The following is a 24,113-nucleotide window of genomic DNA, read 5'->3' on the forward strand; positions in this document are numbered from 1 at the left end:
AATCGCATTGGACTGCTTGCACAGGTCCCGGCACAGGGGATCGTCGGAGGCGTGGCTGCCCAACACCCAGCCGCCGCCATGGAAGTAGACAACGATGGGGTGGGGGCCCTTCGAGGCAGGCCGGTAGAGCCGGTACTCGAGTTCGCTCCCGTTGGCACCGGGAAGCGTGCCATCAAGGACTTCACCGACCTCGGGTCCCGGCGGAAACATCTCGCCCATGCCGTCGGCCATGGCTCGTGCTTCTTCGACGGGAACAGATTCGAAGGGTGGCGCTCCCGCCTCCGCGATCAGTTCCAGGGTCACCATCATGTCGGGTTTCACGGGTCTAATGACGCCATCGTTGCTTTGGCGGCCCCGGGGGCCTTCCAGCGTGAAACCGAGGAAGTCACGATCTACTATCTCGTCGCAGATTTCCCGATACCTGCCGACGCCACCTACATAGGGAAGGAAGACCTGGGGTTTACCGGGTACGTTGCGACCCATGTACCAACTGTTTGCGGTGGGCAGCAGTGTGAGATCTGCGAATTCATTGCCGTGTTGCACCCAGCGCTCCTGGGCAAGGGCCGTGGGTTCTATGCTGTCATGATCAGTGTCTCGCAGGTGCTTGAGGGTGTCCGTTATCAGCTCCACATGCTGCTCGATAGATACCATCATGTTTGACAGCACTGATGGACTGCCGGGGCCAGTGATCATGAAAAGGTTGGGAAATCCGGCGGTCATCAATCCAAGATAGGTTTGGGGGCCGTCGCTCCAGGCGTCCCGAAGCGCAAGGCCATCACGACCCGTAATATCGACATTCACAATGGCGCCGGTCATGGCGTCAAAGCCCGTGGCGAAGACAATGGCATCAAATTCCAGTTGCTCGGGCTCGTCTCCACCAAGATCGATGCCGGCGCTGGTAATGGTGGCGATGGGCTGCGTGAGTAGGTCCACAAGTCGAACATGAGACTTGTTAAAGGTCTGATAGTAGTTGGTGTCGAGACAGGGGCGTTTGGTGAAAATGTAGTGGTTCGTGGGGCAGAGCAGGTCGGCAATTTTGGGATCTTCGACGATCTCCCTTACCTTGTTATGCATGAATTGACGCTGGGTTTCGTTGGCCTCGGGACTGGACTGTATATCGTTGAATTTTATTTGTTGAGCCAGCTCCCCCGTCTCCCAGACTTTTTCGTAAACGGCATTTCGGTCCTCTTCGGAGACCTCCAGGGCAGCTACGCTGGGTTTGTCAGCGGGGACACCAATAAGCGATTCGCGGGCAGCCTGCCGATAAGCCGCTACATCCCGCTGATACTCTTCCAAGCGCGCGTCGGCCACGGGTCCATTATGTGCCGGGAAGGAAAAATTCGGTGTTCGTTGGAACACGGTTAACTGTGACGCGTCCTCGGCAATAAGGGGGATCGACTGAATACCCGACGAGCCCGTGCCAATGACGGCCACGCGTTTGCCCGTAAAGTCGACGCCCTCGTGGGGCCAGCTGCTGGTGAAGTAGGTTGGGCCCTTAAACTCATCAACACCGGGAACATCGGGAACCTTTGGCATTGAGAGACAGCCGGTAGCCATTACATAGAATTTTGCAGAAATCCTATCGCCTTTGTCGGTGAGTAGATTCCAGCGCTTGGCGTCTTCATCCCATTTTGCGTGCTTGATCCGGGTTTGAAACTGAATATCCCGGCGCAGATCGTGTTTGTTGGCGACGTGTTGGGCGTAACGGAGTATCTCGGGCTGCGTGGCGTAGCGCTCGCTCCAGGTCCATTCTTTTTGGAGCTCAGGGTCCCAGCTGTAGGAATAGTCCACCGTGAGAATATCGCAGCGTGCACCGGGGTAGCGGTTCCAGTACCAGGTGCCACCGACGTCATCAGCAGCTTCGATCACCGTGGTGTTAAAACCCGCTTCGCGCAGTCGGTATAGCTGATACATGCCGGCGAATCCTGCACCGACGATCACGACGTCGACTTCCGCTGGCGACTCCTTGGGATGCTCACTCATTGTTGTTTCCTTTGTTATTGTTTTGCTGAATCGATGTCTATCTTAATGAATTATTGCAAACAACCTAGCGAGTTAATCGACAAAAATAATCAACGTTGCGGGGGGGGCAGCACCAACTTACCCGCCGGTTCCAAGGTATCCCAGATATGGGCGAGCGAGCTGCGTGCGGTGTTGGACAGTTTGCTGGCGCTCGAGAAATAGCTCCCTGCAAGCCTTCAGGGTTTCGCTTTTACCGAGTAGCCAATCCGGGGGAAGTGCACATGCAGCGTGCCGAAGTCTTCTGTCTCCCGGGCGAGGATAACCCGCTCGGCGGTGATTGCCGCGAGCGTCCCGGTAACGGGTACTACCCCATAGTCCGAGGGGCTGACTTCGATTTTCCGGCCGGCAGCTAATCCCTCGGCTTCCTCGCTTCCGGGGAGGGGCCGGGGCTCAGCGCGCCTTGCGCGATCGAAAGCCTCGTCCCTGGTAATCTCTTCCCGCCGTCCATGGCCTAATTCACCTACGCTGTCATACCAGCGAAGCAGGTGCTTGGCCGAGTCGGGTAGCTTGCCCTTGCAGCTCAGGTGTAACCACAAGGGGTGATACACGGCAAAATCGGCAGCCCCTGGCGCGTCTCCATTAATCCAGGGCTGATCGGCGAGGAGACGGTCGGTATTTGAGAACAGGCTTTCCATGACCTGGCGCGCATCTGCGGCGGCTTTTGGTTTGCTGGTTCCCCCGGACAACAGACCGCTGCGGTCTTTGACAAAGCGATAGGTACCCAGGGGGCCAAAATTGCGGAGCATGGTTCCCAGCAATTTCGGTGCGGGTATTGACGTTATCGCTGCGAAGAACCCTTCACTTTCCGCCTGGAGCATCAGGTCGCGACCGGCTCCGCTGCTGCTGTAGGGGTTGAGCTCAGGAGTGTCGGTTGCCGCTGCGATCTCTGCAGCGATGAGTGCCGAATCGCAAAAAATATCGGCTCCCTTCTGGGCGATGGGGATTCGACGGTAACCGCCGGATAACGGGTCGACCTTAGGTCGAGGCGGCCAGGCCGGAGACAGCAGGGAGCACCAATGGCTATCGGTGCAGCCGAACATCAGTCGGATCTTCTCCGCGTAAGGGGAGCTCTCGTAGTGGTGCAGAATCATTGCGTCGCTCATGAAGAAGTCCTCATTGGTTGATTCGGGAAATCAGATGGGTCGGCGAATTCCCAATTGTCACCGGTGTTATTCACCCTACAGAAAACCTAGATCGGATCTCCCGGTGGCATTTTGAGTAAAGCCGCGTCCGGCGCTTCGCCCCTTTTCTGCCAGCGGAGAATATCCGCCGCAATGCTATAGCGATGGGGATCACGCTTCGCCTTTTTCTCCAGATCCATCCGCAGGCGATTTAGACGGTCTTCCAAAACTGCACGAACTACGTCGCTACTTCCAGCGTTTCTGGCGCTCGCCATCAGCTCTTTCGTGGTGGTGTGTTGAATAACCTGAAGGACCTTTCTACCGTATTTGTCACCAGGCTCTTTGGCGGACCAAGTTTTTTCGATCAGTGCGTCCACCACCTCTTCGAGCGTCGGGTAATCGCCCATGCTGCCAAAGGCGACCAGCCGCTCCAGACGGGCGGGATGGAGGAGCGTTTGCACCGTCAGGCTCGCCGATGCCTCTACCGTCCCCATGGCATCAAAGTATATTCCCGCACGTCCAGGAAAAGCTTCGCCCTGATCGTAGCGCTGAGCCGGTGGAGGCAGCAGCGCGAGAATGTCCTCGGGAAGGGCGAGAAAATCCACATCCAGTGTGGAAAGTACGGTCGCTAGAGCATCGCGCTGTTCGTCGGCCTCGATGATCTGCATGGGTGTCTGACCGTCACCGCGCATCGCGTTGCGGTAGTCGGCTCCGCCAATGCTTTGGGCCGCCGCGTTCATCTGAAAACGATGGTGCATGTAAAGGGGAAGGAGCACGTACTCCAGCGTTGAGAGGGGCTCGCCCTTGCGGATCGTTGCCTCTGTGAAGCTCTTCAACCCGATCTCTCGCACGGCGATTTCGTGTTTCAGGTGGTCGACAAGGTTGTCGCCGTTGTCCCAGACACTCGCGTAGGGATGCCCCGCACCGCGAAAATTATTGTTGTTATGCGCCATAAACAGCAGGCCGGTATCAAGGCTCTCCTGCACGATTTTCTCCAGCTCAGCGGCCTCATCAGCACCGTCGTCAAACTGCGTGTAGGAATAGCGCACTGCCAGCTTGTCGTAGTCGCCAATGCGTTGGAGGTAGGCATTGGAAAAATCAAGCTGACCATCCTCGGTGATCTCCACCAAGGGCGCGGGGTAATCCATCACGCTCTCGCGACCATAGCTGCTGGCGAGATAGTTATGCGGGAATCCGAGGGTGTGTCCGATCTCGTGGGCGGAGAGCTGTCGCACGCGGTCCAGCGCGAGTTTGACTGAAGCTGAGTTATCGCCCGTAGCGGCCGTCAGATAATCAAAGGCGGGCATGAGTCCTTGCCCATGGAGATAGTCCTGACGCAGGCGCAGGCTGCCCAGATTGACGTTTCCCTTGATGATTTCACCGGTGCGAGGATCCAGCACCGAATATCCATAGGAGTAGCCGCGGGTGCGCCTGTGGGTCCAATGAATCATGTTGTACCGGATGTCCTGGGCATCGGCACCCGGGGGCAATTCCCGAACCTGGAAGGCATCAATAAAACCCGCCGCCTCAAAGGCCTGGTTCCACCATCGCCCCCCTTCCATGAGTGCGCTCTTGATGGGCTCGGGAACGCCGGGGTCGAGGTAGTAAACAATGGGTTCGATGGCTTCTGATTTTTCTGCTTCCGGGTTCTTCTTTTCAAGACGGTGCCGGGCAACAAGACGCACCACCAGGTCGTCGCCGATGGCGGTGCCGTAATCCTGAACTGTCGGACCATTGGTGCCGATGCGAGGATCGGATATGCGGGTTTTAAACCCCTCTTCGGGCAGCTTGACGATGGAGTGGTGCTGTCTGAGTGTAATGGCGGAGCCCGTCGCCGCGACTTTAGTGACGAGGTCGCCGGGGGCATCGCTGACAAAGGTGAGCATCGTTTCGATCTCGATGTTTTCCGGGAAGGCGGCGGTGTTTTCGAGATAAAAAGCGCTGCGGGATGCTTCAAGCTTGAAGTCGCCCTGTTTTCGTCGCTTGATCTGGCCGACGACATTTCGCGCGTCACGGAGAAAGAAGTCCGTTGCGTCGACTAAAACGCTGTTTGCGCTTTCGGCAACGATATCGAAACCCCAGTGCACCGAAGGGGCAAAGGCATCTTTTACTGCGGTTCTCTCCAGCTCACTGTCGCTGGTGGCGCGATAGCGGTAATTAGGTTCTACAAGGAGCACACGGGGGCCCACCCGTTTGGCCTCGAGTATGTGGGTTCCCCGCACCTGTCCCCGGTCTATGCCAATGGGGTTGGAACCCAGTCCGGAGCCCATGGAGACCTGATATAAAAACTCTGTGTCGAGCTTGTCGATCTCCCAGTACATGACGCCTGTGGAGTCATCCCAGTACAGGTCAAAATAGCCAGGCATGTGCTGCGCGGTTGCCACTTTTTCGGACAGCGGTGGAAGCTCGGCCGTTTGAGCGGAAAAGGCACATACGGCAAGTAGTGCGATAAATGCCCGTACGATTGTGTGTTGATGGTGCCGGCGGCTGTGCGCTTTCATGGCTTTCCCTGCAGTCATTGGTGTGGGCCTCAATGCGGAATTGAACGGGTTAAGGACGATCTCTGTGATTATCCATCTTATATTACCGAAAAGGATCTAATCAGTTTGTTATCACGCTTTGCGGGCTCGGTGTCTTTTAGCAGGCGTGGACGGGAGGAGTTTTGCTCATGGGGATAGTCGGAATGTTGCTGGCAGTGCTGATAGTCTGCTTAAGAGAAGTGAAGACAAGTATCGGGAACTCGATAGATAGGCTCTCAGCGGCTGCTCAAATGCTCTGAAAGGTAGCTCAGAATCTCTTCGTACTCTTTATCGCTCAGTGTCATGCCCTTGCCGATCATGCTGCTCATAATCGCCTGCCATTCGTTTGGGGAGCGTGGTGCTGCCAGAACCATGTCGATGCCGTGACAGCTGCCGCAGGCCCGCTCAAGCTGTTGTTTACCGCTCCCGTCCGGGAGCGCGGGATCCACCGCAGACGCTATTGCTGCCTCGGCTGAAGGCGGCTCAAGACGCAGGAGCATGCCGTCGGTGTCCCGTGGCCCTCGCAGTCTGCCCTCGGTGAGCACGTAAATGTAGCCGTCAGGTCCCTGACGAATATCCCGAAAGCGCACACCGAGCTCGTTGAGCATGGTGTCGCCCTGTTTAATAAAGTCGCCACGAATGCTCATTTGTGCAACTTTTTTTGACCCGGCGCCCGCCACCATGAGGCTGCCCTGCAGGCGGGGGAATTTATCGCCTGTGTAAAAAAACATGTTCTCGGGATTAAACGGCGGGTTCCAGAAGAACAGTGGATTATCCATACCTTCCCGATACCAGGGCTGATCGGAAACCAGGCTGCCCGAATAGTGCCGGCCGAGGGAAACCAGGGGCCAGCCGTAGTTATGCCCGGGGATGATGCGGTTGATTTCATCCCCGCCAGCGGGGCCGAACTCCGATGCCCACATTTCTCCGGTGCTTGGATCCCAGTCGATGCCATACACATTGCGATGTCCGTAGCTATAAATCTCGCCTTCGGCGTTGGGTTCGTTTACGAAGGGATTGTCCGGCGGGACGGTGCCGTCATCGCGGACACGCAGAATAGTGCCGATATGATTTTGCAGATTTTGCGCCTCGGGCCGAGCGCTGGATAGGTCACTGGAGGTGGTGCCGTCGCGGTCCCCCACGCTGATATAGAGCATGTCATCGGGACCAAAAACCATGCGTCCGCCGTAGGTGCCCAGCGGGCTTTCCCAGGCATCGGTGATCAGGATGTCGGCACTCTCCTGCAGACGGCCCTCTGCAAAACGAGCGCGGAGGATTGCCAGAGTGGTCGCCCCGTCGCGTTCCCGATCTTTGCTGTAGGAGATGTACAGCAGTCGGTTTTTATCAAAGTCAGGATGAAGGGCGATATCGTGAAGGCCGCCCAGGCCAACATTGTTGAGCTTTGGGAGACCTGCAATCGGTGTGGGATCCAGCACACCATCCCTGACCAGGCGCAGCCTTCCGGGACGCTCGGTAATCAGCATGCTGCGCCCGTCCGGCAAAAACACCAGCCCATCGGGGTGGGAAAGACCCTCGGCTATTTTTACTACGCGAATAGACATCCCTCCCTTGCTTTTGAGAAGCACGGGCTCGTCTACCGCTGCACCATTGAGCGCGTCCCCGGGATAAGCCCGGGCGATTTGCGCTTCGCTCAGCGGTGCAGTGACGCCGGGGGTGACTGCCACGGTACTGATGGAGGCATCGGGGTTGCCAAAAGTCACCAGGGACATCGTTGTCAGCGCGACAGCGACCAGCGCATTTATTGTAGGACGCATAGCGTTTCCGTTCCCGGGAGTATAGGAGTCAATGGTGACAGATTACCGCGGCTTTCAGTCGCAGCAAAACGGGCTCCGGCACGGCTTTGGTGTCTAGGAGGCAGCCAGCCACACGCCGACTCCGATCATCAAGGTGCCAGCAATGCGGTTGAGTACCGCTACGTTACTTCGCTGCTTTAAGAGTCTGCGTAGCGCTTTGCCCCCTGTGGCGTAGAGCGTCATGCAGAGTAGCTCCGATAGGATGATGATGACCAGGATGGCTCCGTTGTGCATATTGATCACTCCTTGAGCGGCCAGCATGAAAGGCGGCAACAGCGCCATAAAAAACGCCCAACCCTTGGGGTTGGCAATGGCCGTCACAAAGCCCTGCAGTGCGAGCATTCGACCGGGCGGCACGGCCGTGCTATCCATGGCATCGGGTGAGATGGCCATGGCTCCCCGGGAGCGCCAAAGCTGGACGCCAAGCCAGATCATGTAGGCCCCCCCGGCGAGTTTGAACACCGTAAACGCCGCCGGGTATCGCAGCATCAGGCTGGCCACGCCAAGGCCACTGAGCGTTGACACCAGGGCGACCCCCGTTACCTCGCCGGCCATCATCCATGCGGTTCGTTTTAAACCGACGGTCATCCCAAGGGTCATGGCCAGAGTCATGCACATGCCCGGCGTCGCTGAGATGAGCAGCATGGTGGGGATGAAAAGCAGTAGCTTGGTGACGTCAATCATCGGAGAGAGCTGGTCATCTATTGTCTTGGTGTCGGGTTATCGTGGCGCCAGGTCGTTGCGCGATGCTGGTTTGCTATCCTGTGAGTATCGCATTGAATGCAAGAACGGGGTCGATTGCAAAGTGGCGCAAACGAGGAGCGGTTGTCCGGCTCGCTCTGCGGTCTAGCTATTTTTAGCTACCTGCCTTTAACTATCTACTTTTAACTACCTATTTCTAACTACCTAAGTCCTTCGGACTTTCAAGGATCACAGTAATGAAAGTACTTTTATTGGTCGTCGCGGCCCTGGTCGCGATTTCTCCCGCCTATGCTGCAGACATTGACGACAAGATCGCGGCGGCCCTCTCGGCCGAAAGTCGCCCCGAGGCTCATCGCTCCCGGGACCGTAACCGCAAGCCCCTCGAGACCCTGAAGTTTTTCGGTCTCAAGGATGATATGCGGGTGCTCGAACTTATCCCGGGTGGTGGTTGGTACACACGAGTGCTTGCCCCCGTTCTTGCAGAAAACGGTAAGCTCTATGTCTCTCTAGGTGCTGGTCGTCTCAAGTCCGGCCTGCTTACAGAGCCGGGGTTTGACGCGGTGACCGTCGTTGACGATGACGCCAACATGCGCAGGGAGTCAGGCGCTCGTTACTACACCATGGATGCTATTGACCTTGATGTGGACGACATGGACATGGTGCTGACCTTCCGCAATGTGCATAATTTTGACGCTAGCGGTCGTGCGGGGATGCACGCTGCCGCTTTCGCCGCGCTGAAGTCCGGCGGTGTCTACGGTGTGGTTGATCACAGCAAGCGTCACATGGAGCCTGAGACTCCCGAAAACCGACGTCGCGTTGACCCGGTGCAGGCGATTAAAGAAATTCAGGCGGCGGGTTTTGAGTTCGTTGATTATTCAACGCTGCACTATCGCGCGGACGATGAGCTTGAGTACGAAGTGGGTCGCAAGTCCGTCACGGGTAACACCGACCGTTTCACTTTTCTGTTTCGTAAGCCCTAGGCAGCGCTACAGGGCGGCGGCCTCGGGTTTTCTGCTCAGTCCATCGTGAGGTCTCCTTCTTTGCAAGAGGCGTTGATATGAAGAAAGTCTGTCTGGTGATCGGTGCGGGTGCGGGCATCGGGGGCACCGTTGGTAAGCGCTTTGCGGCGGATGGTTACCACGCGGTACTCGCGCGGCGCAGTGATGAGGAGGGGTTAAACGGTCTTGTCGCAGACATTGAAGAGGCCGGGGGATCGGCGACGGGATGTTTGATCAATGCCATTGACGATGACGCCATCGAAAATCTGGTCGCTGACACGGAAGCCAATGTCGGACCCATCGAAGTGGTGCTTTTTAACCTTGGCGCGCAGATCGGCAACCGTCCGCTGTCGCATACCACCTACAAAATGTTTGAGACCGGCTGGCGTCTGGCTACCTTTGCGCTCTTCAGAGTAGCGAGCTGCGTCTTACCATTGATGGAAGCGCGGGGAAGCGGGACCCTCCTGGTGACTTCGGCCACGGCCGCCGTTCGCGGGAATGAGGGCCAGCACTCTCACGCAGCTGCTATGGGGGGTCGACGAATGCTCTGTCAGACATTGAATGCGGAGTACGCATCCCGGGGTGTGCATGTGGCGCATATCCTCATCGATGGCGCTGTGGATGCCCCCGATACCCTGGGCAAAATGCTCGGTCCTGAAAACTTCGCAAAGCTGCGGGCTGCCAAGGGCGAGGCCCATGACGGTTTGCTGGTCCCCGAGCACATGGCCGAGACCTATTTTCACATTGCCCACCAGCATCGATCCGCGTGGACGCATGAGCTTGATCTTCGTGCTCATTCGGATCTTGCCTGGTGGAACCATTCTCCAAAGCTGGCGTAGGAACGCGCGCGGTGCCTCAAGCGCAAGTTGTAGACCCCCGGGTCGGCGTTACCGTTCCCGCGGCTACCATCATTTATAAGGAACAATAATGAGCAAAGAACTAGAGTTTATCTTTGACTTCGGCAGCCCCAACGCCTACCTCAGCTATAAAGCGCTTCCGCCGCTATTGGAGCGAACACAGGCTAGGCTTACCGTAATTCCCTGCCTGTTGGGCGGGATATTCAAAGCGACGGGCAACCAGGCGCCCATGCTGGCTTTTCAGGGCGTTAAAGGAAAAATCGAGTACGATCAGCTGGAGATCCAGCGATTTATCAAAAAGCATCAGCTGGGGGACTTCAGTTTCAACCCACACTTTCCGGTCAATACCCTTCTGTTGATGCGGGGTGCCATCGCTGCCCAGAGCGATGGCCAGCTGGACGCCTATCTGGAAGCTGGCATGGCCTCTATGTGGGAAAAAGGCCTAAAAATGGATGACCCCGAGGTCTTTGTTGAGGCTATGAACGCGGCGGGCCTGAACGGTGAGGCGCTCCTTGAGAAAACGGCGGATCCTGCAGTGAAGGCCACGCTTGCAGAAAACACCAGCGCGGCGGTGGAGCGGGGCTGCTTTGGCATACCCACGTTCTACGTCGGCACCGAGATGTTCTTTGGCAAAGAGCGTTTACAGCAGATCGAGGACGAACTGCTGCGCTGATAAGGCAGAGCCTGATTCCACCGCTATCAGTCGCTATCAACCTCCTTGAGGTAGTCGCCGTAGCCTTCAGCGTCCATGCGATCGCGATGCACAAAGCGCAGCGATGCGGAGTTGATGCAGTAACGTAAACCGCCGTGCTCGGCGGGGCCGTCAGGAAAAACGTGTCCCAGATGGCTGTCGCCGTGGTTGCTGCGCACTTCTGTGCGAACCATGCCGTGAGTGGAGTCCTTGAGCTCATTGACGTGGGCGGGCTCTATGGGCTTGGTGAAGCTGGGCCATCCGCAACCGGATTCGTACTTGTGGGCGGAGGCGAATAAAGGTTCTCCCGATACAATATCAACGTAGATGCCCGGCTCATGACTGTTAAGATATTCGCCGGTTCCCGGTCGCTCGGTACCATTTTCCTGGGTCACGCGATATTGCTCTGCATCCAGTGCTTCGATGGCCGCTGTGGTTTTCTTGTAGTGGGTCATGGGATGCTCCTGTGAGGTGTTCCTGTCGATGACACCCTGACGAATTGTTTATGCAGAGGTGTGGAGGATAGCCATAACAGGAACCGAAAACATGGGATTCCTGCAAATTTTGAGAATACATTTGGGTGGATGTGCCGGGGGAATGTCCCCTATAGTGGCCGCCTTTTGATGGAGAATTATGAATACCGCTGCTATTACAAAACCCGACCTTGGCCGCGAGCTACCGCCGGATGCCAGGGACGTTCCGGGGTGGCTGGAGGGCGCTTTGTCGGTGCCCCGTGAGGAGGGCCGGGTGCAATCCAATGGCTGTGACATCCGCTACTTTCGCTGGGGAAATCCAAACAACCCCGGCCTGTTGTTGATGCACGGATTCCTGGCCCATTCCCGTTGTTTTGGATTTATCGCGCCTTTCCTGGCCGAGAACTATCACGTTGTGGCATTTGATTTGTCGGGAATGGGTGATTCCGGTGTGCGCGAACATTATTCTGAGGATGTGCGCGCGGCAGAGGTGGCAGATGTTGCCCGTGCCACGGGGTTGTTTGAGCATGAAGAGAAGCCAGTTGTTATAGCCCACTCCTACGGCGGCCACGTAGCGCTCACTGCGATGCAGGAGCAGCACGCCTTGTTTGGCGGCCTGATTATCTGTGACCTTATGGTGCTTCGCCCCGAGCGCCTGAAAGCCTATTTTGACTCCGAGAAGCCCCTTCGCTCAGATCCCAGTCGTCCCAATCGTGTGTATCCCGATTACGAAGCTGCCAAGAGCCGCTTTGTGCTGTCGCCGCCTCAGCCGGTGAGCGTCCCCAGCCTCTTTGACTACATGGCCTATCATTCATTGAAACAGGTTGAGGGGGGATGGACCTGGAAGTTCGATACGAGCGTGTTCCAGAGTGACTTCGGTCGCCAGGAGCGCATGCTCCGTCAGGGCCACATCATTGCTGAAACGCCGGGGCGCAAGGCCATTGTCTATGGTCAGGACAGTCTTCTTTTTGACGACGATTCTGCCGCCTACGTCCACGAATGCGGGGCTACCGATGTCCCCATCGTGGGTATTCCCGGCGCCCGTCATCACCTGATGCTCGATGAGCCCATCGCGTTTGTCAGTGTGCTCCGCGCTATTCTGGCGCAGTGGGGCGCCGCGGCATCCTGAGGGGAACGCGGTTTTAAGGCACAAAGGTGCGGTTGCCTCTTGAGTGCCGCGCTGTTTCAAATTCAAGTTTTGTGCAGAAGCTTGAGCTGGATGAGTTTGCTGCCCCCGCCTACTGCTATGGCGTGGGAGAGGATTTTTAGCGGTTCTTTTGCTAGAAAACCCACTGCAAGCGTATGTGACCTGCAGATGGCGTACTTGTAACGTGCACCGCATCGCCTCCTTATAGGCTTATTATGGAATTGTCATGGATAGGCGTGGCCCTGATTTTTGGGATCATCGCCAAGAAAGTTGGGCAGGCTCCACTCCTGGGTTTTTTGGCCGCGGGCTTCGCCCTCGCGGCACTGGGGGTCGACCCCGGGCCTGCCCTTGATGACCTGGCCAATGTGGGCGTGCTCCTTCTGCTTTTTGCCATCGGTTTGAAGCTCGACCTGCCTTCACTGTTGCAACCCCATATCTTCGCTGCATCCCTACTCCACACGGGAGCGATGCTGCTTATTGCCATGGCACTGCTTTACATCCCGGTTGCATTGGAAATGGGTCCTTTCGCGGACCTCTCACTGACGGCACTGGCGCTGCTGGGGTTGTTTACGGCGTTTTCCAGCACGCTCTTTGTGATCAAGGTTTTGGAAGAGCGCGAAAATATGAATGCCCTTTACGGGCGCGTCATCATCGGTTTTCTGGTGATGCAGGATCTTGTAGCAGTGGGGCTGCTGGCAGCATCCAAAGGGGTGATACCCAGTCCCTGGGCCTTTGCACTGTTGGCGCTCATTCCCCTGCGTCACATTCTAGGGCGTGTGCTGGACTGGTGCGGTCACCGGGAGCTTCTGGTGCTTGCCGGTCTTTCACTCACCCTTGGCGGGGCCGCGCTGTTTGATCTTGTGGGTCTCAAAGCGGATCTCGGCGCTCTGGTCGCAGGCGCGTTGGTGAGCAAAGCACCAAAAGCCAAGGAGCTCAGTAACGTGTTGCTGGGCCTCAAGGATCTGTTGCTTGTGGGTTTTTTCCTGACCATTGGTCTCAATGGTCTTCCGACCCTTGATGGCGTGGCGGTCGCCGTGGGTTTGCTTGTGCTATTGCCGATCAAAGCTTTTCTGTTTATCGCCCTGCTGATGGCCTTTGGTTTGCGGGGGCGAAGTGCGCTGCTCGCGTCCCTGGGACTCACGCCCTACAGCGAATTTGGTCTCATCATCGCGGCCATGGCGGTATCCAAGGGTTATCTGGATCCCGCGTGGATTGTGACCCTGGCTGTGGCTATGGGCCTGAGTTTCATCCCCCTGTCGATCGTCAACGGGCGGGCTCTGGGCCTCTACCGCAGGCTCCGCGAGCGGCTGACACGATGGGAGCGCCGCAAGCTTATCCCACCGGAGCGTATCGTTCCTGTCTCCGATGCCACGGCGCTGGTGTTCGGCATGGGGCGGGTGGGTCGAAATGCTTACGATGCCATACACGCGGAGGTGGGCGACACGGTGGTGGCCTTTGACGTGGATAACCAGGTCGTTGAGGAGCAGCAGGCCCTAGGACGACGGGTGTTTGAAGAAAGCGCGACGGATGCGGATTTCTGGGAACGCCTGGGCGTCGACCGGGATCAGGTGCGCCTGGTGATACTCGCCATGCACAGCCATGATGAAAACCTGATAGCCACGGAACAGTTGCGCTTGGAGGGCTTTACGGGGCAGGTTGCTGCAACCGCTTACTTTGACGACGAGGTGAGTGCTTTGAAGGCGCGCGGCGTGGACCTGGTGTTCAACGTCAATCAGGATGTGGGTCCGGCACTCGCGCAGCAGTCCATGACCCTTGCCGGACTGACATCACCGGTATAAGTTCAGGCCTTGGGAGTTATTGCTTGTCCGGTGCCTCCGCAGCGATAGTTGCCTGCTCAATTTTTGCTACACATTTCAGTACCTCGGCCTGGTAGAGCTTGCCCCGCTCGTTAAGAAAGTCGAGCATATGCAGTGACGTAGGCACAAAGGCAAAGCCGATCTGAGCATCCGGGTGCCATTGAAAAATCGAGCCCCCCAGACCCATCCAGCCATAAAAGCCTTCGCGTCCGTCATTAAAGGCTTTCTCCAGGAGCGAGCTGTTAGGGGTGAGCGGTAGGAACTGATCCACACCTCCCTGAGTAAAGCGAGTGAGGATAACACCGCCCATTTTTGCGGGCAGAGGACTCTGATGGAGCGCCTGCCAGCCCTTCTCATTGAGGCACTCGATGCCTTCCAGCTTGCCGCCGGAGGACATCATCGCGGCCACGCGCGCCAGACCCCGAGCGGAGCTGTGGGCGTTAGCCGATGGTGTCTCCCCCTGCCTCATACGGATATCGTTAAAGAAGCTGATTCCGGTCATACCGCGAATGGGTGGCGGGGCGTCTGATGATCTGCCTTTTCGCAAAGAGGGAAGAACCGTCAGTATGCGTGACATCAGTTGGACAAAGTTATGGAGCACCTTTCGACCAAAGATTTTGGGCCGCAGACTTGCTCGCAAGTGCGCGCCAAAACTGAGGAGTTTGATGTCTGCGACACGCCGAAGTTGCGTCTCGTCCAGTCCGATGGCGAGATCGACATCGAGGGGAGCGCTGATCTCCGCCTTGATATATTCGCCAATGGTGCGGTGCTGGGGATCGACTCTGCGAAATAGCTCATTGGCGATCCAGCCTCGCGTTACCGCGTGGTACTCGCGCTTACCCGTCTCGACGGACCGGAATCGTTGAGCCTGCCGCTCAATGATGCTGCCCAGGCCATTAGCTTTAATGTTATGGGGTAGCAGGTTGTCCAGGTCCACGGAGCTGTCAAAACTTGCGAGGCCAGCCTCGTGACGCATCACATCAGCAACGGTGACGTGGTCTTTGCCGCCGCCTTTGAACTCCGGCCAGTGGTCGCTTACTCGTGCGTCGTAGCTCAGCAATCCCTTGCCAACCAGAGAGGCGAGGGCGATCGCCTCCAGGCTTTTGCCGCTGCTAAAAACGTTGACCAGAGAGTCAGCGTTAAAGTCGGGATCCCTGTTTTTGGAGGCCCAGAGATCCACCACCTTTTCGCCCCGGTGATAAACGCAGAGTTGCGCGTTTTCCTCCGCCAGGGTGCGCATCTGCTGCTCGAAGAGCTGGCCCACGGACTCAAAGCCCGGGGCCGTAGTGCCATTGATAGTGCCATTCATAGCGCTATTCATACCGCCGAAAGATTGCTGTGTTTGATTCATGACTGTTCCTTGCTCTCGCACACCTCACGAAGAACGGCGGTCGCAAAAGTGCCTCTGTCCAGGGTGAATGAAAGGACGATATCGGCCTCGTTGGTTTCGTGACTCAGATTCCGCACAGGGAGGCGCAGGCTTCGCGTGCCTGCCTCGACCCGCCGTTTGTTGAGTGCAGTCTGCCAGAGTTCCGGTTCGATGTTTGAGCTCTCACCGGGGAGCCGACCCGCCGGATGCACATCCATCGCATGACAACGGCGTCGCAGCTCATCGTCGATATCCAAAACATCAAAAACACTCGCGGTACCGTCAAGGTTGGCCTGATCGCCGGAGGCAAACTGGTTCCAGGTTGCTGACTGCACGCGAGCCGCCAGCACTTCATTGAACACAAAGGAGCGGATGGTGGATATGGCGAGACCTTTTTTATGCTGCGGCATGCGTTTACCGGAGGCCCAGTCGTTCGCAAGAAGCAGATTCCCGGCCTCGCGACCGAAGCGTTGTTCGCCGAAGTAGTTAGGTACTCCCGCATTGCGAATGGTTGCCAGGCGCTTCTCAACGGCACCCTGGTCGGCCGCTGTGGTCAGACGCAACACAATGCGGAATGCGTTGCCGCGATGGGCGCCGCGGCGGAGCTTTCGCCGGTGCCGCTTAAGATCAGCAAGGCGGACCCCCGGTATATCGAGACCATCCCAGGCCGGTGCGTTCCACCGGGGTACACTGAACCATTGTCGGGTAACGGCGTGTCGATCCTTTAAGCCCGCATAGCCGACGTCTTTTGCCGGCACTTCGGCGTAGAGTGCTAGCTGGCGAGCCACCCACTCTGTATTCGCGCCGGTTTTTTCGATCCAGAGATAGTCATGCTCGCCATCATCGCTGAATTCCCAGCCGAGCTCCTCGGTCACCTGGAAGTCCTGCGGTATCGAGCGTATTTGCGCCGCAAAGAGCGGGGAGCCGTGGGCCCGGGGCCAGTCCGGTAGCGTGGTGGGGTTCATCCCTTTGCAGCTTCAAGTTGCGCCATAGGACTGTCGACGATCAAACGGACTTTCGTATCATGGGGTGCAAGCTCAGTCATGGTGCTCCCTATAAAACAGCCCGGGTCTGGCATGCCGTGTGTTGCGTGCAGGGTGCTTGTTATCAACGCCTCAGGTGATTTGGATTTTGGCCGTGCCACTGGGGTTACCTTTTTCTTAGCCGAAGGCGCAGGAATATCGGCGTTGGGGTGGGAGAGTGCAAGACATAATGATTTATCACTAGCGTTGCTGAAAATAAAATATTGATAATAAAACGTTCATTCTATAACTTGCCTTGAATCTACACGAATCCTAATCAGCCGCGTCCCTGCAGGGTGCGACCATAGTCAGGAAACCGCTATCTTTGATCTGACCATTCCAAACGTCCTTTTTCTTATATCCGGGATTTTATGTGTATTGGGTGCAGTCGCTCATGAGTTGCTGGGAGCGCCTATGGTTTTGGGCCCTCTGGAAGGGCTGGGTCTTGATGACGAAGTCATCTGGTTGCATCACTTTTCCTGGCATGTAGGCACCGTGGCTGTGCTCGCTATGGTTGCCATGTATGCCTTGGCCATCTGGCATCCTGCCGGTGCCATCTTTGCGCTTATAGCGTCGGCAATGAGCGCTGCCTTTGCGGTTTTTGGAATATCTCTCGCGATTTTTGGCAATGCTGCGCTGTGGTCAACGCCGGCACCCTATCCCTGGACCTTGATTGCCATCCTCGGCTTTGCGGGCGTGCTCTTTTCGCGCGGCGCGGCGTGAGCAAGCGCCTCAATAGAGACCGCAGCCCAGACACATAGCCTGCTTAACGACAGTTAGCAGCCTTGCGGATGTGCTCCCTCATCCACCGAGTGCTCTGTCCACCCCTCTTCTGCAAACAACAGGAGCTCGTCACAGCTGGTAAGAGGCTGGTCCACAAGCAGCATTACATCGTTCAGGCCTCGCGTTTGGTCCGTACAAAATCGACGGCATCGACCACATGAACTTGTAGCTTGTTGTACTCATCCAGATCAACATAATCGGTCCTGGGCGACCACTTGATCAATCTTCACGGCATCTATGTAGACCTCAGGCAGGCGTGCTTGAACTAACGTTGCAAAGGCGCCGCCGCCCAGACCGATCATCCCAAGAACGAGCAGGGACTTGCGCATTGCCGAGCTACTGAGCATCGCTCTATGGAGCAAAACGCTGTTGCAGCCAGCGTGATATGTCCGCAATTTCTGCGGCGCAAACCTCGTGCTCCATGGGGTAGTCGCTGTAATCCACCGTATATCCCATGTCCGTGAGTTGGCGACATGCTCGCTTGCCTAATTCCACAGAAACCATGGGGTCCCGCGTGCCGTGACACACCTTGATCGGTATCTGTCTGTTAGCGCCGTTGGGAGTTAGTGAGTCGGCCGTGGCAAAGTACGTGGACAGGCAAAGGAGACCCGCCAGCGGGAACATGTGTGTTAAAGCTGTTTGGTAGGCAACGGCGCCGCCCTGAGAGAACCCCGCCAGCACAATGCGCTCACTGGGAATGCCACGGTCGACCTCGCGGTCAATCAGTCGCCGGACCTGCTCCGCAGACTCAATCAATTGCTCCTTGTCGACGGTTCTGTCGATATCCATCGCCGTTATGTCGTACCAGGCGGGCATAACAAAACCACCGTTGATGGTGATCGGGATAGAGGGGGCATTGGGGAAGACAAAACGCACGGCCATACTCGCGGGCAGGTTCAGCTCCGGGATAATCGGCACAAAATCGTTGCCATCAGCGCCCAGTCCATGGAGCCATATCACTGCGGCATTTGCTGCTGCTTCGGGTTCTCTTTCAATGCACGGTAGAAGGGACATGGGAAATTGGCTCAAGCGCTGCTTTTACGGAACTGCAGTATAACCGCGCTCAGGCGGTCGTCAGCGATGGGGCAGGGCCGTAGCGGCGTCGAGCCAGCCAAAAGTTTGCAGTAAACGCTCGAACGCGACACCGGGCTTCGCGCATAACCTCAAAGGATCTCCCGAGAGGGGGTGCTCGAAAGCCAAACCGATGCATGCCAGCAACAAACGGGGGCAATCCAGCTTTTCAGCAAAAAATCGGTTGTGAACGCCCTTGCCGTGATTAGCATCACCAATGATGGGATGACCTATATGTTTCATATGGCGCCGCAGCTGATGTTTACGGCCCGTTTGCGGACGCAATTCCATGAGGGAGTACCGTGCCTGGGGGTAGCGATCCACCGCCTCTGGCCATTCGATCTGCGCAAGACGTCGATAGTGTGTCAGCGCATCCTGCGGTGGTTTTGCGGTTCTAGCCTGTCGGTCGGCAATGCGATCGTGCTTCTCGGTCAGTGGATGATCGATGATGCCTTCGGCGGGGGCGTAGCCACGCACCACCGCGAGGTATTGCTTTGTCACTTTTCGCCGTGCGAATTGTTCCGATAAAAGCGTCGCTACTTCTGGATGCAATGCAAAGGCGAGCAATCCCGAAGTGGGTTTGTCGAGCCTGTGAACCGGAAACACATGCTGGCCAATCTGATCACGGAGCAGCTGCAGAGCGAATCGCGTTTCGTGACGATCTATTTTGCTGCGGTGAACCAGTAGCCCCGGTGGCTTGTTGATAACGACCAGATCGCTGTCGCGATGCACGATCTCTAGCGGGTCGGCGTTGATGTGAGTCTCAGTCAAGGCGAGCCATCGACAGGTTTGATCGTTACAAAAGCGCCATAAAGTTTGGCTGACCGTTTGAGGCGCTTACACCCCCGTCAACCGGCAAATTGACCCCGGTAATGAAGCTTGCATCCTTGCCGGCAAGGAATGCGGCCGCTGCGGCTATGTCTTCTGGTTCGCCGATGCGACCGAGTGCCACGCGCTGCATGAATCCCTGCATCAGGGCGTCATTGCCGGTGATGTCCTCAACCATATCCGAGCGGGTGATCGACGGGTTGATCGCATTGACTCGGATCCCCATGCTCCCAACCTGTAGTGCGAGTCCTCTTGTAAGGTTGCTTACCGCACCTTTTGATGCGTTATAAACAGGAAGCAGCGAATCTCCGCCAATGCCCGAAACGCTCGAAATGTTAATGATTGATCCCGCGCTCTTCTGCAGCTGTGGTATGGCAGCGCGGCAGAGATAAATAACGCCCTTCACATTGATATCGATAATGCGGTCAATCTCATCGTCACTGGTTTTGTGCAACATGGAAGAGCCGCCGACGCCCGCGTTGTTCACCAGCGTGTCCAGCCCGCCAAATTTCTCAACTGCAGCTCCCACAATCTCGTCGGCGAAGGCGCTTTTGCTGACGTCCCCGGGGACCACGAGCGTACGCTCTGCATCAAGTGTCCCCGCGAGGTCTTCGCACTTTTGCGCATTGCGCGCATTGATGACGACGTTTGCCCCTTCATCATGGAACCGCCGCGCAATTCCCGCGCCAATACCGGTGGATGAGCCCGTCACAATGATGGTCTTGCCCGCAAAACGTGTTGATTGAGTCATTTTGAACTCTTCCGTTTGAGTGTTTGTGAGATTCGCAGCTGCATCATAGTACGACTGGAAGATAACCGTGCATCTGGTGGCATGATGGTGCGGCCCCGAATTTTCTGATCATTGACTGCTCGCTTATTGCAAAGCCTGCCCGCTCAGCCAAACATCGTCACCGTTTGTCGGCCCTTCGCGACCAGTTCGCCATCACTGTTCCAAACAGACATGTCCTGGGTTGAGAACCCACCGCGAACCTTCTCGGCACTCGACCGAAAGAGATACCAGCCTTCGTCGGTAGAGAGGTCGTCGGTCACGATATCGACCATCCAGGTCATGCTGCTGACTTTGACGGGCGCCGTGGTCATCGCGAGCGCTGCCGGTGGAAGGACATCACCGATGCAAAGAAGCCCAAGGTCTGAGCCTCGCGCCAAAGGATCTCTATGTCGTGCCCACCAGATGACCTCTGGTTTTGAAGCGCCAGACATGGGGATGCCGCCGCCCACAGGCACTATGTCAAAGTTGCCCATGAACGCCGGGCCGCCCGCCGCCGCAAGATCAAGCGCATTCTCTGCCCTGGGCTTGGGGAACTCCGATGCCTGCTGGGATTCGTAGATTACGGCGGATTCGCGCGTATCAGAAAACGTCAGCAGCGCCTCCGTTGCCGGTGTTCCACCACTACTGAGAGATGCACGCACCGTAGCGGCTGTGCGACCGGATCTAAGTATCTGTGCTTCGGCAATAACCTCATCCGTGCTGGGTCCTACAAAAGAAATCAGCGCTGATCGCAGCGTTCCTGACTCGCCCGTCAGTTCTCGAGCGGCGTAGAGTGCAACGCTGCTGGTGAGGCCTCCGTAGAGGGTTCGGCCCTGTTTCCAGCTGTCAGGCGCATTCAGGCGAAGCGCGTCGGGCTCCCGGGTAGTCGACGCGAGGAGATTGGTGAAAAGCACAGGGGGATGTCCTACAAAACAATTGCCAAGGTATACGCGTCTAAGGCGCTTGAAGATTAGCGCGTCTCAAAGTCCGTGCGCTCTGGCGCACAACAACGATGGCGGTCGGAACCCTTGCACGGTAGGCTGCTGTTTACTTCATTGCACGGTTACCGATGTCATGGCAAGAATCTTACGATCCCTGGCGATAGGCGCTGCTTTAATCGCGGCTTTGCTGCTGCTGATATCCGGCCCCGGTACACGTTTTGGCCTTTGGGAATATGGGTCCGGCTTTCTACTCATGCGGATCGCGTTTTTTGTCGGTCTCGGGGCTGCGGCGCTCGCGCTGGTACTATTGGTCGTACCGAAGACTCGGGCCATGGGACTGGTAACTCTTGCCGTATCCCTGGTGCTGGGTCTTGGGACCGCTTACCTACCCTGGAGCGGTGTGCAGAAAGCACGGTCATTACCGTTCATACACGACATTAGCACCGACACAACCACTCCACCTGCTTTTGTTGCCGTGCTGCCACTGCGCGCCGATGCGCCCAACCCTCCGGAATACCCGGGCGAGGAAGTTGCATCGCAGCAGCGCAGGGCTTACCCCGACATCAAACCGCTGACGCTTGCCATGCCCGCTGATCAGGCGTTTGCGCGAGCAGAAGATGTGGCCGAGGGCATGGGCTGGGAGATTGTGGCAGTCGACCCCGCTGATGGGCGGATCGAGGCGACGGAAACGACCTTTTGGTTTGGGTTTAAGGACGACGTGGTGATCAGGGTCGCTGAAACAACTGACGGTAGCCAGCTGGATGTGCGATCCAAGTCCCGGGTTGGCAAGAGCGATGTAGGCGCGAATGCAGAGCGGATTAGAAAGTTTCTGAAAGTGATGCAGGGTTGAGACGCGAGCTCATCCGAGAGGACCGGCCCAGTCGACGTTTATCAAGGGTTAACTTTCACCCAGAGACTCAAAGGGTTCCGAACCCAGGTGCTCGAGTATGCGTGTGAGTGCCGCGATGTTTTTTTTATCTTCAGCGCTCTCGAGAGCGTCCTGGAGCACTGTGCGGATGTCGTCCGCTTCGACTCGCTCCATCTCCCACGCTGGATACAGACGTTCGCGGTGGTCGACACTGCGGTCCAGCTCGACAATATCGTGATGCCGCGAATCGCCATTAATGCTCGTAATCAAGCTTTTGACCTCAGTAGGCGGCCCCTCGACCCATTGGAAGAAGACACCGCTGCCGAAAACTAACATCCCGGTGATGCTGCGCGCCGCATTACGGCGTTGAGAGAATTCGATAATGCGGTCGACCTCTGCGTCATCGACGCCCTCGGATGCGCGACTACAGTAGACAAAAGTTTCAAGCGTTATTCCTGAGTTTTCCAGGTCAGCATCGCGTGGAAAACCGGGTTCGTCGAACATAAATGTCACTCGCTTTGTCTAATGGGCAGGGTCGGATCAGGGATGCCGAGAAAGCAGCGTAGCGCATTTTGCGACGGCGTGTGGGAACCAAGCGAAGGATGCTCATAAGTATCGCAAAGTTAAGTCAGCAAAATCGGTAGAATCGGCCTATGAACACCTAAAAACGACACCGTTTCCCATTCGACATCGTTTCCTGCGCTGTTTGGCTCTACTATCGCTTCAACCGGATCCGCCGCGATATCGTGACGGACAAGCTCCGCAGCCATGGCTTTGTTCATAGAGAATTGATACCGGAAGCGACGCATACTGCCGAGCAATATGAGAATAATCGAGCAGAACAATCTCACAAGGCAACAAGCGTGAGGGAGCGGGGCATGAGGCGGATCAAATCTGTCATGCAGACTCAGAAGTTTTTGACTGCCCATACCGCGCTGAGTGTATTGGCTAGTTAACTGGCCTTTATGAATAGACCCGCTAGATTGTTACCATCCGCCGGTAATATCCCAATGAGCGTTCACGCAACCATGCTCCAGCACATTAAAGGCGCGGTGCTGACTCACGGTGGCGCAGGCATGATTGGGTAGTATCCTGAGTTGGCTGCCGATGGGGTGAGCGTCAAAATCGATGGGTTGCCCGTCAGTTCGAGCGACAACGCCATGTTCTTGATTAGCGTCTATCATTATTACGTTCGCGATCACATTGCCATCGCTATCGGTCACGGCGCCGTAGCCATAGTCCTTTGCTTGTCTGGCGGTGCCGCGGTCACGAGAGAGCGCCATCCAGCCGCCGTCCGTGATCAACCATCCTTTGTTCTGTTGATGGCCGGTCACGGTGACCAGGACGCTGGCGGCAATGTCGTTCAGTGAGCAAACGCCTACATTTGTCATTACCAGGTCGAACAGCGCATACACCCCGGCACGCACTTCGGTGATGCCGCTGAGATCATCAATGGCAAATGCAGTGGGTGTAGAGCCAATGGATACTACCGGGCAGGGGATGCCGGCCTCTCGAATCCGATTCGCCGCCATGAGGGAGCCGTCGCGCTCTTGTCGAGCCATCACAAGGAGGCTGTCGTTGTCGGAGCAGCCGTAACTTGCCCCCGCGTGGGTCATGACACCCTGGAGTGTGGTTCCCTCGCTTTCATGAAGTGCCCGCGCGAGCGCGATCAAATCATCACCTTGCGGATCCATCCCTGCGCGATGGCCGTCGACATCAAGCTCAATGAGAACGGGGATGATGGTATCGCAGGCTCTGGCAAAGGCAGCGAGTGCCTTAGCAACAATAACGTTATCCAGGATTACTTTTAGGTCGCAACCCCGCTGAATCAGGTCGAGGGTGCCCGGGAACTTGTTGGACGATATGCCCACCGCGTAGAGAATGTCATCGTAGCCATGGCCAAAAAAGTAGTTGGCCTCATGAAGTGTCGAGACGGTGATCCCCCGCGTGTGACCGACCGCCGCTATGTCATTGCTGATCTCAATGCATTTATGAGTTTTGACATGGGGTCGCAGCACGCATCCCAGCTCTCCGATGCGCCGGGCGAGCCGACTCGCATTAAGGCGCATTTTCTCTCGCTCCAGAAGTAGAGCGGGCGTCCTTAGTGACAAAGGAGAGGGGAGCGAGTTTTTTGGTCTGTTCATCGGACTAACCGTAGCGCGGGTAATAAAAGAAATCACACTATCAAAGTCTTGCTTTGGAGGCAGGTGCATTCCATGGCTGGGGCCGCGCGGTAATGGGAGATTAGATGTTGGATTGCGCTGGTTTAGGGACGTTGGTTGGCTCGTGTCACTGCGGCGC

22 protein-coding genes and 1 pseudogene are annotated in these 24,113 nt (G+C 56.8%); 8 read left to right on the plus strand and 15 right to left on the minus strand.

The window, feature by feature from the left end; genetic code table 11:
- The 5 genes from ACTG3T_RS05015 to ACTG3T_RS05035 all read right to left on the minus strand — a co-directional run.
- Window positions 1–1,983 (minus strand): FAD-dependent oxidoreductase (locus tag ACTG3T_RS05015; RefSeq protein WP_439101168.1); only part of this gene is annotated, 1,983 nt, incomplete at its 3' end.
- Window positions 1,984–2,198: 215 nt separating this feature from the next.
- On the minus strand, window positions 2,199–3,125 hold the full coding sequence (locus tag ACTG3T_RS05020) for a glutathione binding-like protein (RefSeq protein ID WP_439101169.1): 927 nt from the start codon (window positions 3,123–3,125) through the stop codon (window positions 2,199–2,201).
- Window positions 3,126–3,211: 86 nt separating this feature from the next.
- Entirely contained in the window at window positions 3,212–5,662 is a 2,451-nt protein-coding gene (locus ACTG3T_RS05025; protein WP_439101170.1) for a zinc-dependent metalloprotease, read from the minus strand.
- A gap of 236 nt (window positions 5,663–5,898) precedes the next feature.
- Complete coding sequence (locus ACTG3T_RS05030) at window positions 5,899–7,437, minus strand: PQQ-dependent sugar dehydrogenase (RefSeq protein ID WP_439101171.1); 1,539 nt, start codon at window positions 7,435–7,437, stop codon at window positions 5,899–5,901.
- A gap of 93 nt (window positions 7,438–7,530) precedes the next feature.
- Window positions 7,531–8,160: a LysE family translocator gene (locus tag ACTG3T_RS05035; protein WP_439101172.1), complete on the minus strand. Its 630-nt coding sequence runs from the start codon at window positions 8,158–8,160 to the stop codon at window positions 7,531–7,533.
- Between the two features lie 254 nt (window positions 8,161–8,414).
- Between ACTG3T_RS05035 and ACTG3T_RS05040 the strand changes: the two genes are divergently transcribed.
- The 3 genes from ACTG3T_RS05040 to ACTG3T_RS05050 all read left to right on the plus strand — a co-directional run bounded on the left by ACTG3T_RS05040 (window position 8,415) and on the right by ACTG3T_RS05050 (window position 10,706).
- Window positions 8,415–9,158: a class I SAM-dependent methyltransferase gene (locus tag ACTG3T_RS05040; RefSeq protein WP_439101173.1), complete on the plus strand. Its 744-nt coding sequence runs from the start codon at window positions 8,415–8,417 to the stop codon at window positions 9,156–9,158.
- 77 nt (window positions 9,159–9,235) lie between these two features.
- Window positions 9,236–10,015 carry an SDR family NAD(P)-dependent oxidoreductase gene (locus ACTG3T_RS05045; protein WP_439101174.1) on the plus strand — a complete coding sequence of 260 codons (780 nt, stop codon included), beginning with the start codon at window positions 9,236–9,238 and terminating at the stop codon, window positions 10,013–10,015.
- An 88-nt stretch (window positions 10,016–10,103) separates the two neighbouring features.
- Window positions 10,104–10,706, plus strand: a complete 603-nt coding sequence (locus ACTG3T_RS05050) for a 2-hydroxychromene-2-carboxylate isomerase (RefSeq protein ID WP_439101175.1) — start codon at window positions 10,104–10,106, stop codon at window positions 10,704–10,706.
- 26 nt (window positions 10,707–10,732) lie between these two features.
- Here ACTG3T_RS05050 and msrB read toward each other — a convergent pair whose 3' ends face one another.
- Complete coding sequence (gene msrB, locus ACTG3T_RS05055; RefSeq protein WP_439101176.1) at window positions 10,733–11,179, minus strand: peptide-methionine (R)-S-oxide reductase MsrB; 447 nt, start codon at window positions 11,177–11,179, stop codon at window positions 10,733–10,735.
- A 178-nt stretch (window positions 11,180–11,357) separates the two neighbouring features.
- Between msrB and ACTG3T_RS05060 the strand changes: the two genes are divergently transcribed.
- A complete protein-coding gene (locus ACTG3T_RS05060; RefSeq protein WP_439101177.1) occupies window positions 11,358–12,326 on the plus strand; it encodes an alpha/beta fold hydrolase in 969 nt (322 codons plus the stop codon).
- Window positions 12,327–12,559: 233 nt separating this feature from the next.
- The gene (locus tag ACTG3T_RS05065; protein ID WP_439101178.1) at window positions 12,560–14,143 is read left to right on the plus strand and encodes a cation:proton antiporter domain-containing protein; all 1,584 of its coding nucleotides are present in this window, start codon (window positions 12,560–12,562) and stop codon (window positions 14,141–14,143) included.
- 16 nt (window positions 14,144–14,159) lie between these two features.
- Here ACTG3T_RS05065 and ACTG3T_RS05070 read toward each other — a convergent pair whose 3' ends face one another.
- Window positions 14,160–15,512, minus strand: a complete 1,353-nt coding sequence (locus ACTG3T_RS05070; RefSeq protein ID WP_439101179.1) for a serine hydrolase domain-containing protein — start codon at window positions 15,510–15,512, stop codon at window positions 14,160–14,162.
- The gene (truD, locus tag ACTG3T_RS05075) at window positions 15,509–16,495 is read right to left on the minus strand and encodes a tRNA pseudouridine(13) synthase TruD (protein ID WP_439101180.1); all 987 of its coding nucleotides are present in this window, start codon (window positions 16,493–16,495) and stop codon (window positions 15,509–15,511) included. The genes ACTG3T_RS05070 and truD overlap by 4 nt, the downstream gene beginning before the upstream one ends.
- 471 nt (window positions 16,496–16,966) lie before the next feature.
- Between truD and ACTG3T_RS05080 the strand changes: the two genes are divergently transcribed.
- Window positions 16,967–17,275 carry a hypothetical protein gene (locus tag ACTG3T_RS05080; protein WP_439101181.1) on the plus strand — a complete coding sequence of 103 codons (309 nt, stop codon included), beginning with the start codon at window positions 16,967–16,969 and terminating at the stop codon, window positions 17,273–17,275.
- 411 nt (window positions 17,276–17,686) lie between these two features.
- On the opposite strand, the gene ACTG3T_RS05085 is transcribed toward ACTG3T_RS05080, so the two are convergent.
- From ACTG3T_RS05085 to ACTG3T_RS05100, 4 genes are all read right to left on the minus strand, one after another.
- Window positions 17,687–18,349, minus strand: a complete 663-nt coding sequence (locus ACTG3T_RS05085) for an alpha/beta hydrolase (RefSeq protein ID WP_439101182.1) — start codon at window positions 18,347–18,349, stop codon at window positions 17,687–17,689.
- 60 nt (window positions 18,350–18,409) lie between these two features.
- On the minus strand, window positions 18,410–19,177 hold the full coding sequence (gene truC, locus ACTG3T_RS05090) for a tRNA pseudouridine(65) synthase TruC (protein ID WP_439101183.1): 768 nt from the start codon (window positions 19,175–19,177) through the stop codon (window positions 18,410–18,412).
- 25 nt (window positions 19,178–19,202) lie between these two features.
- Window positions 19,203–19,985 carry an SDR family NAD(P)-dependent oxidoreductase gene (locus ACTG3T_RS05095; RefSeq protein WP_439101184.1) on the minus strand — a complete coding sequence of 261 codons (783 nt, stop codon included), beginning with the start codon at window positions 19,983–19,985 and terminating at the stop codon, window positions 19,203–19,205.
- A 143-nt stretch (window positions 19,986–20,128) separates the two neighbouring features.
- Window positions 20,129–20,917 carry a thioesterase family protein gene (locus tag ACTG3T_RS05100; RefSeq protein WP_439101185.1) on the minus strand — a complete coding sequence of 263 codons (789 nt, stop codon included), beginning with the start codon at window positions 20,915–20,917 and terminating at the stop codon, window positions 20,129–20,131.
- A 160-nt stretch (window positions 20,918–21,077) separates the two neighbouring features.
- Here ACTG3T_RS05100 and ACTG3T_RS05105 point away from each other — a divergent pair, with 160 nt between their 5' ends.
- Window positions 21,078–21,794, plus strand: a complete 717-nt coding sequence (locus ACTG3T_RS05105) for a DUF1499 domain-containing protein (RefSeq protein WP_439101186.1) — start codon at window positions 21,078–21,080, stop codon at window positions 21,792–21,794.
- Between the two features lie 48 nt (window positions 21,795–21,842).
- Here ACTG3T_RS05105 and ACTG3T_RS05110 read toward each other — a convergent pair whose 3' ends face one another.
- Together ACTG3T_RS05110 and ACTG3T_RS05115 are read right to left on the minus strand one after the other, a co-directional pair.
- The gene (locus tag ACTG3T_RS05110; RefSeq protein WP_439101187.1) at window positions 21,843–22,316 is read right to left on the minus strand and encodes a BLUF domain-containing protein; all 474 of its coding nucleotides are present in this window, start codon (window positions 22,314–22,316) and stop codon (window positions 21,843–21,845) included.
- 119 nt (window positions 22,317–22,435) lie between these two features.
- Entirely contained in the window at window positions 22,436–22,594 is a 159-nt protein-coding gene (locus ACTG3T_RS05115) for a hypothetical protein (RefSeq protein ID WP_439101188.1), read from the minus strand.
- Between ACTG3T_RS05115 and ACTG3T_RS05120 the strand changes: the two are divergent.
- Window positions 22,550–22,759, plus strand: a pseudogene (locus ACTG3T_RS05120) (DDE-type integrase/transposase/recombinase); the annotation flags it as partial. The gene ACTG3T_RS05115 and the pseudogene ACTG3T_RS05120 overlap by 45 nt on opposite strands.
- Window positions 22,760–22,798: 39 nt before the next feature.
- Here the strand turns inward: ACTG3T_RS05120 and ACTG3T_RS05125 are convergent.
- Window positions 22,799–23,881, minus strand: a complete 1,083-nt coding sequence (locus ACTG3T_RS05125; protein WP_439101189.1) for an alanine racemase — start codon at window positions 23,879–23,881, stop codon at window positions 22,799–22,801.
- Window positions 23,882–24,113 lie beyond the last annotated feature (232 nt).

The organism is Congregibacter sp. (genome assembly GCF_965660375.1).
Lineage (GTDB): Bacteria > Pseudomonadota > Gammaproteobacteria > Pseudomonadales > Halieaceae > Congregibacter.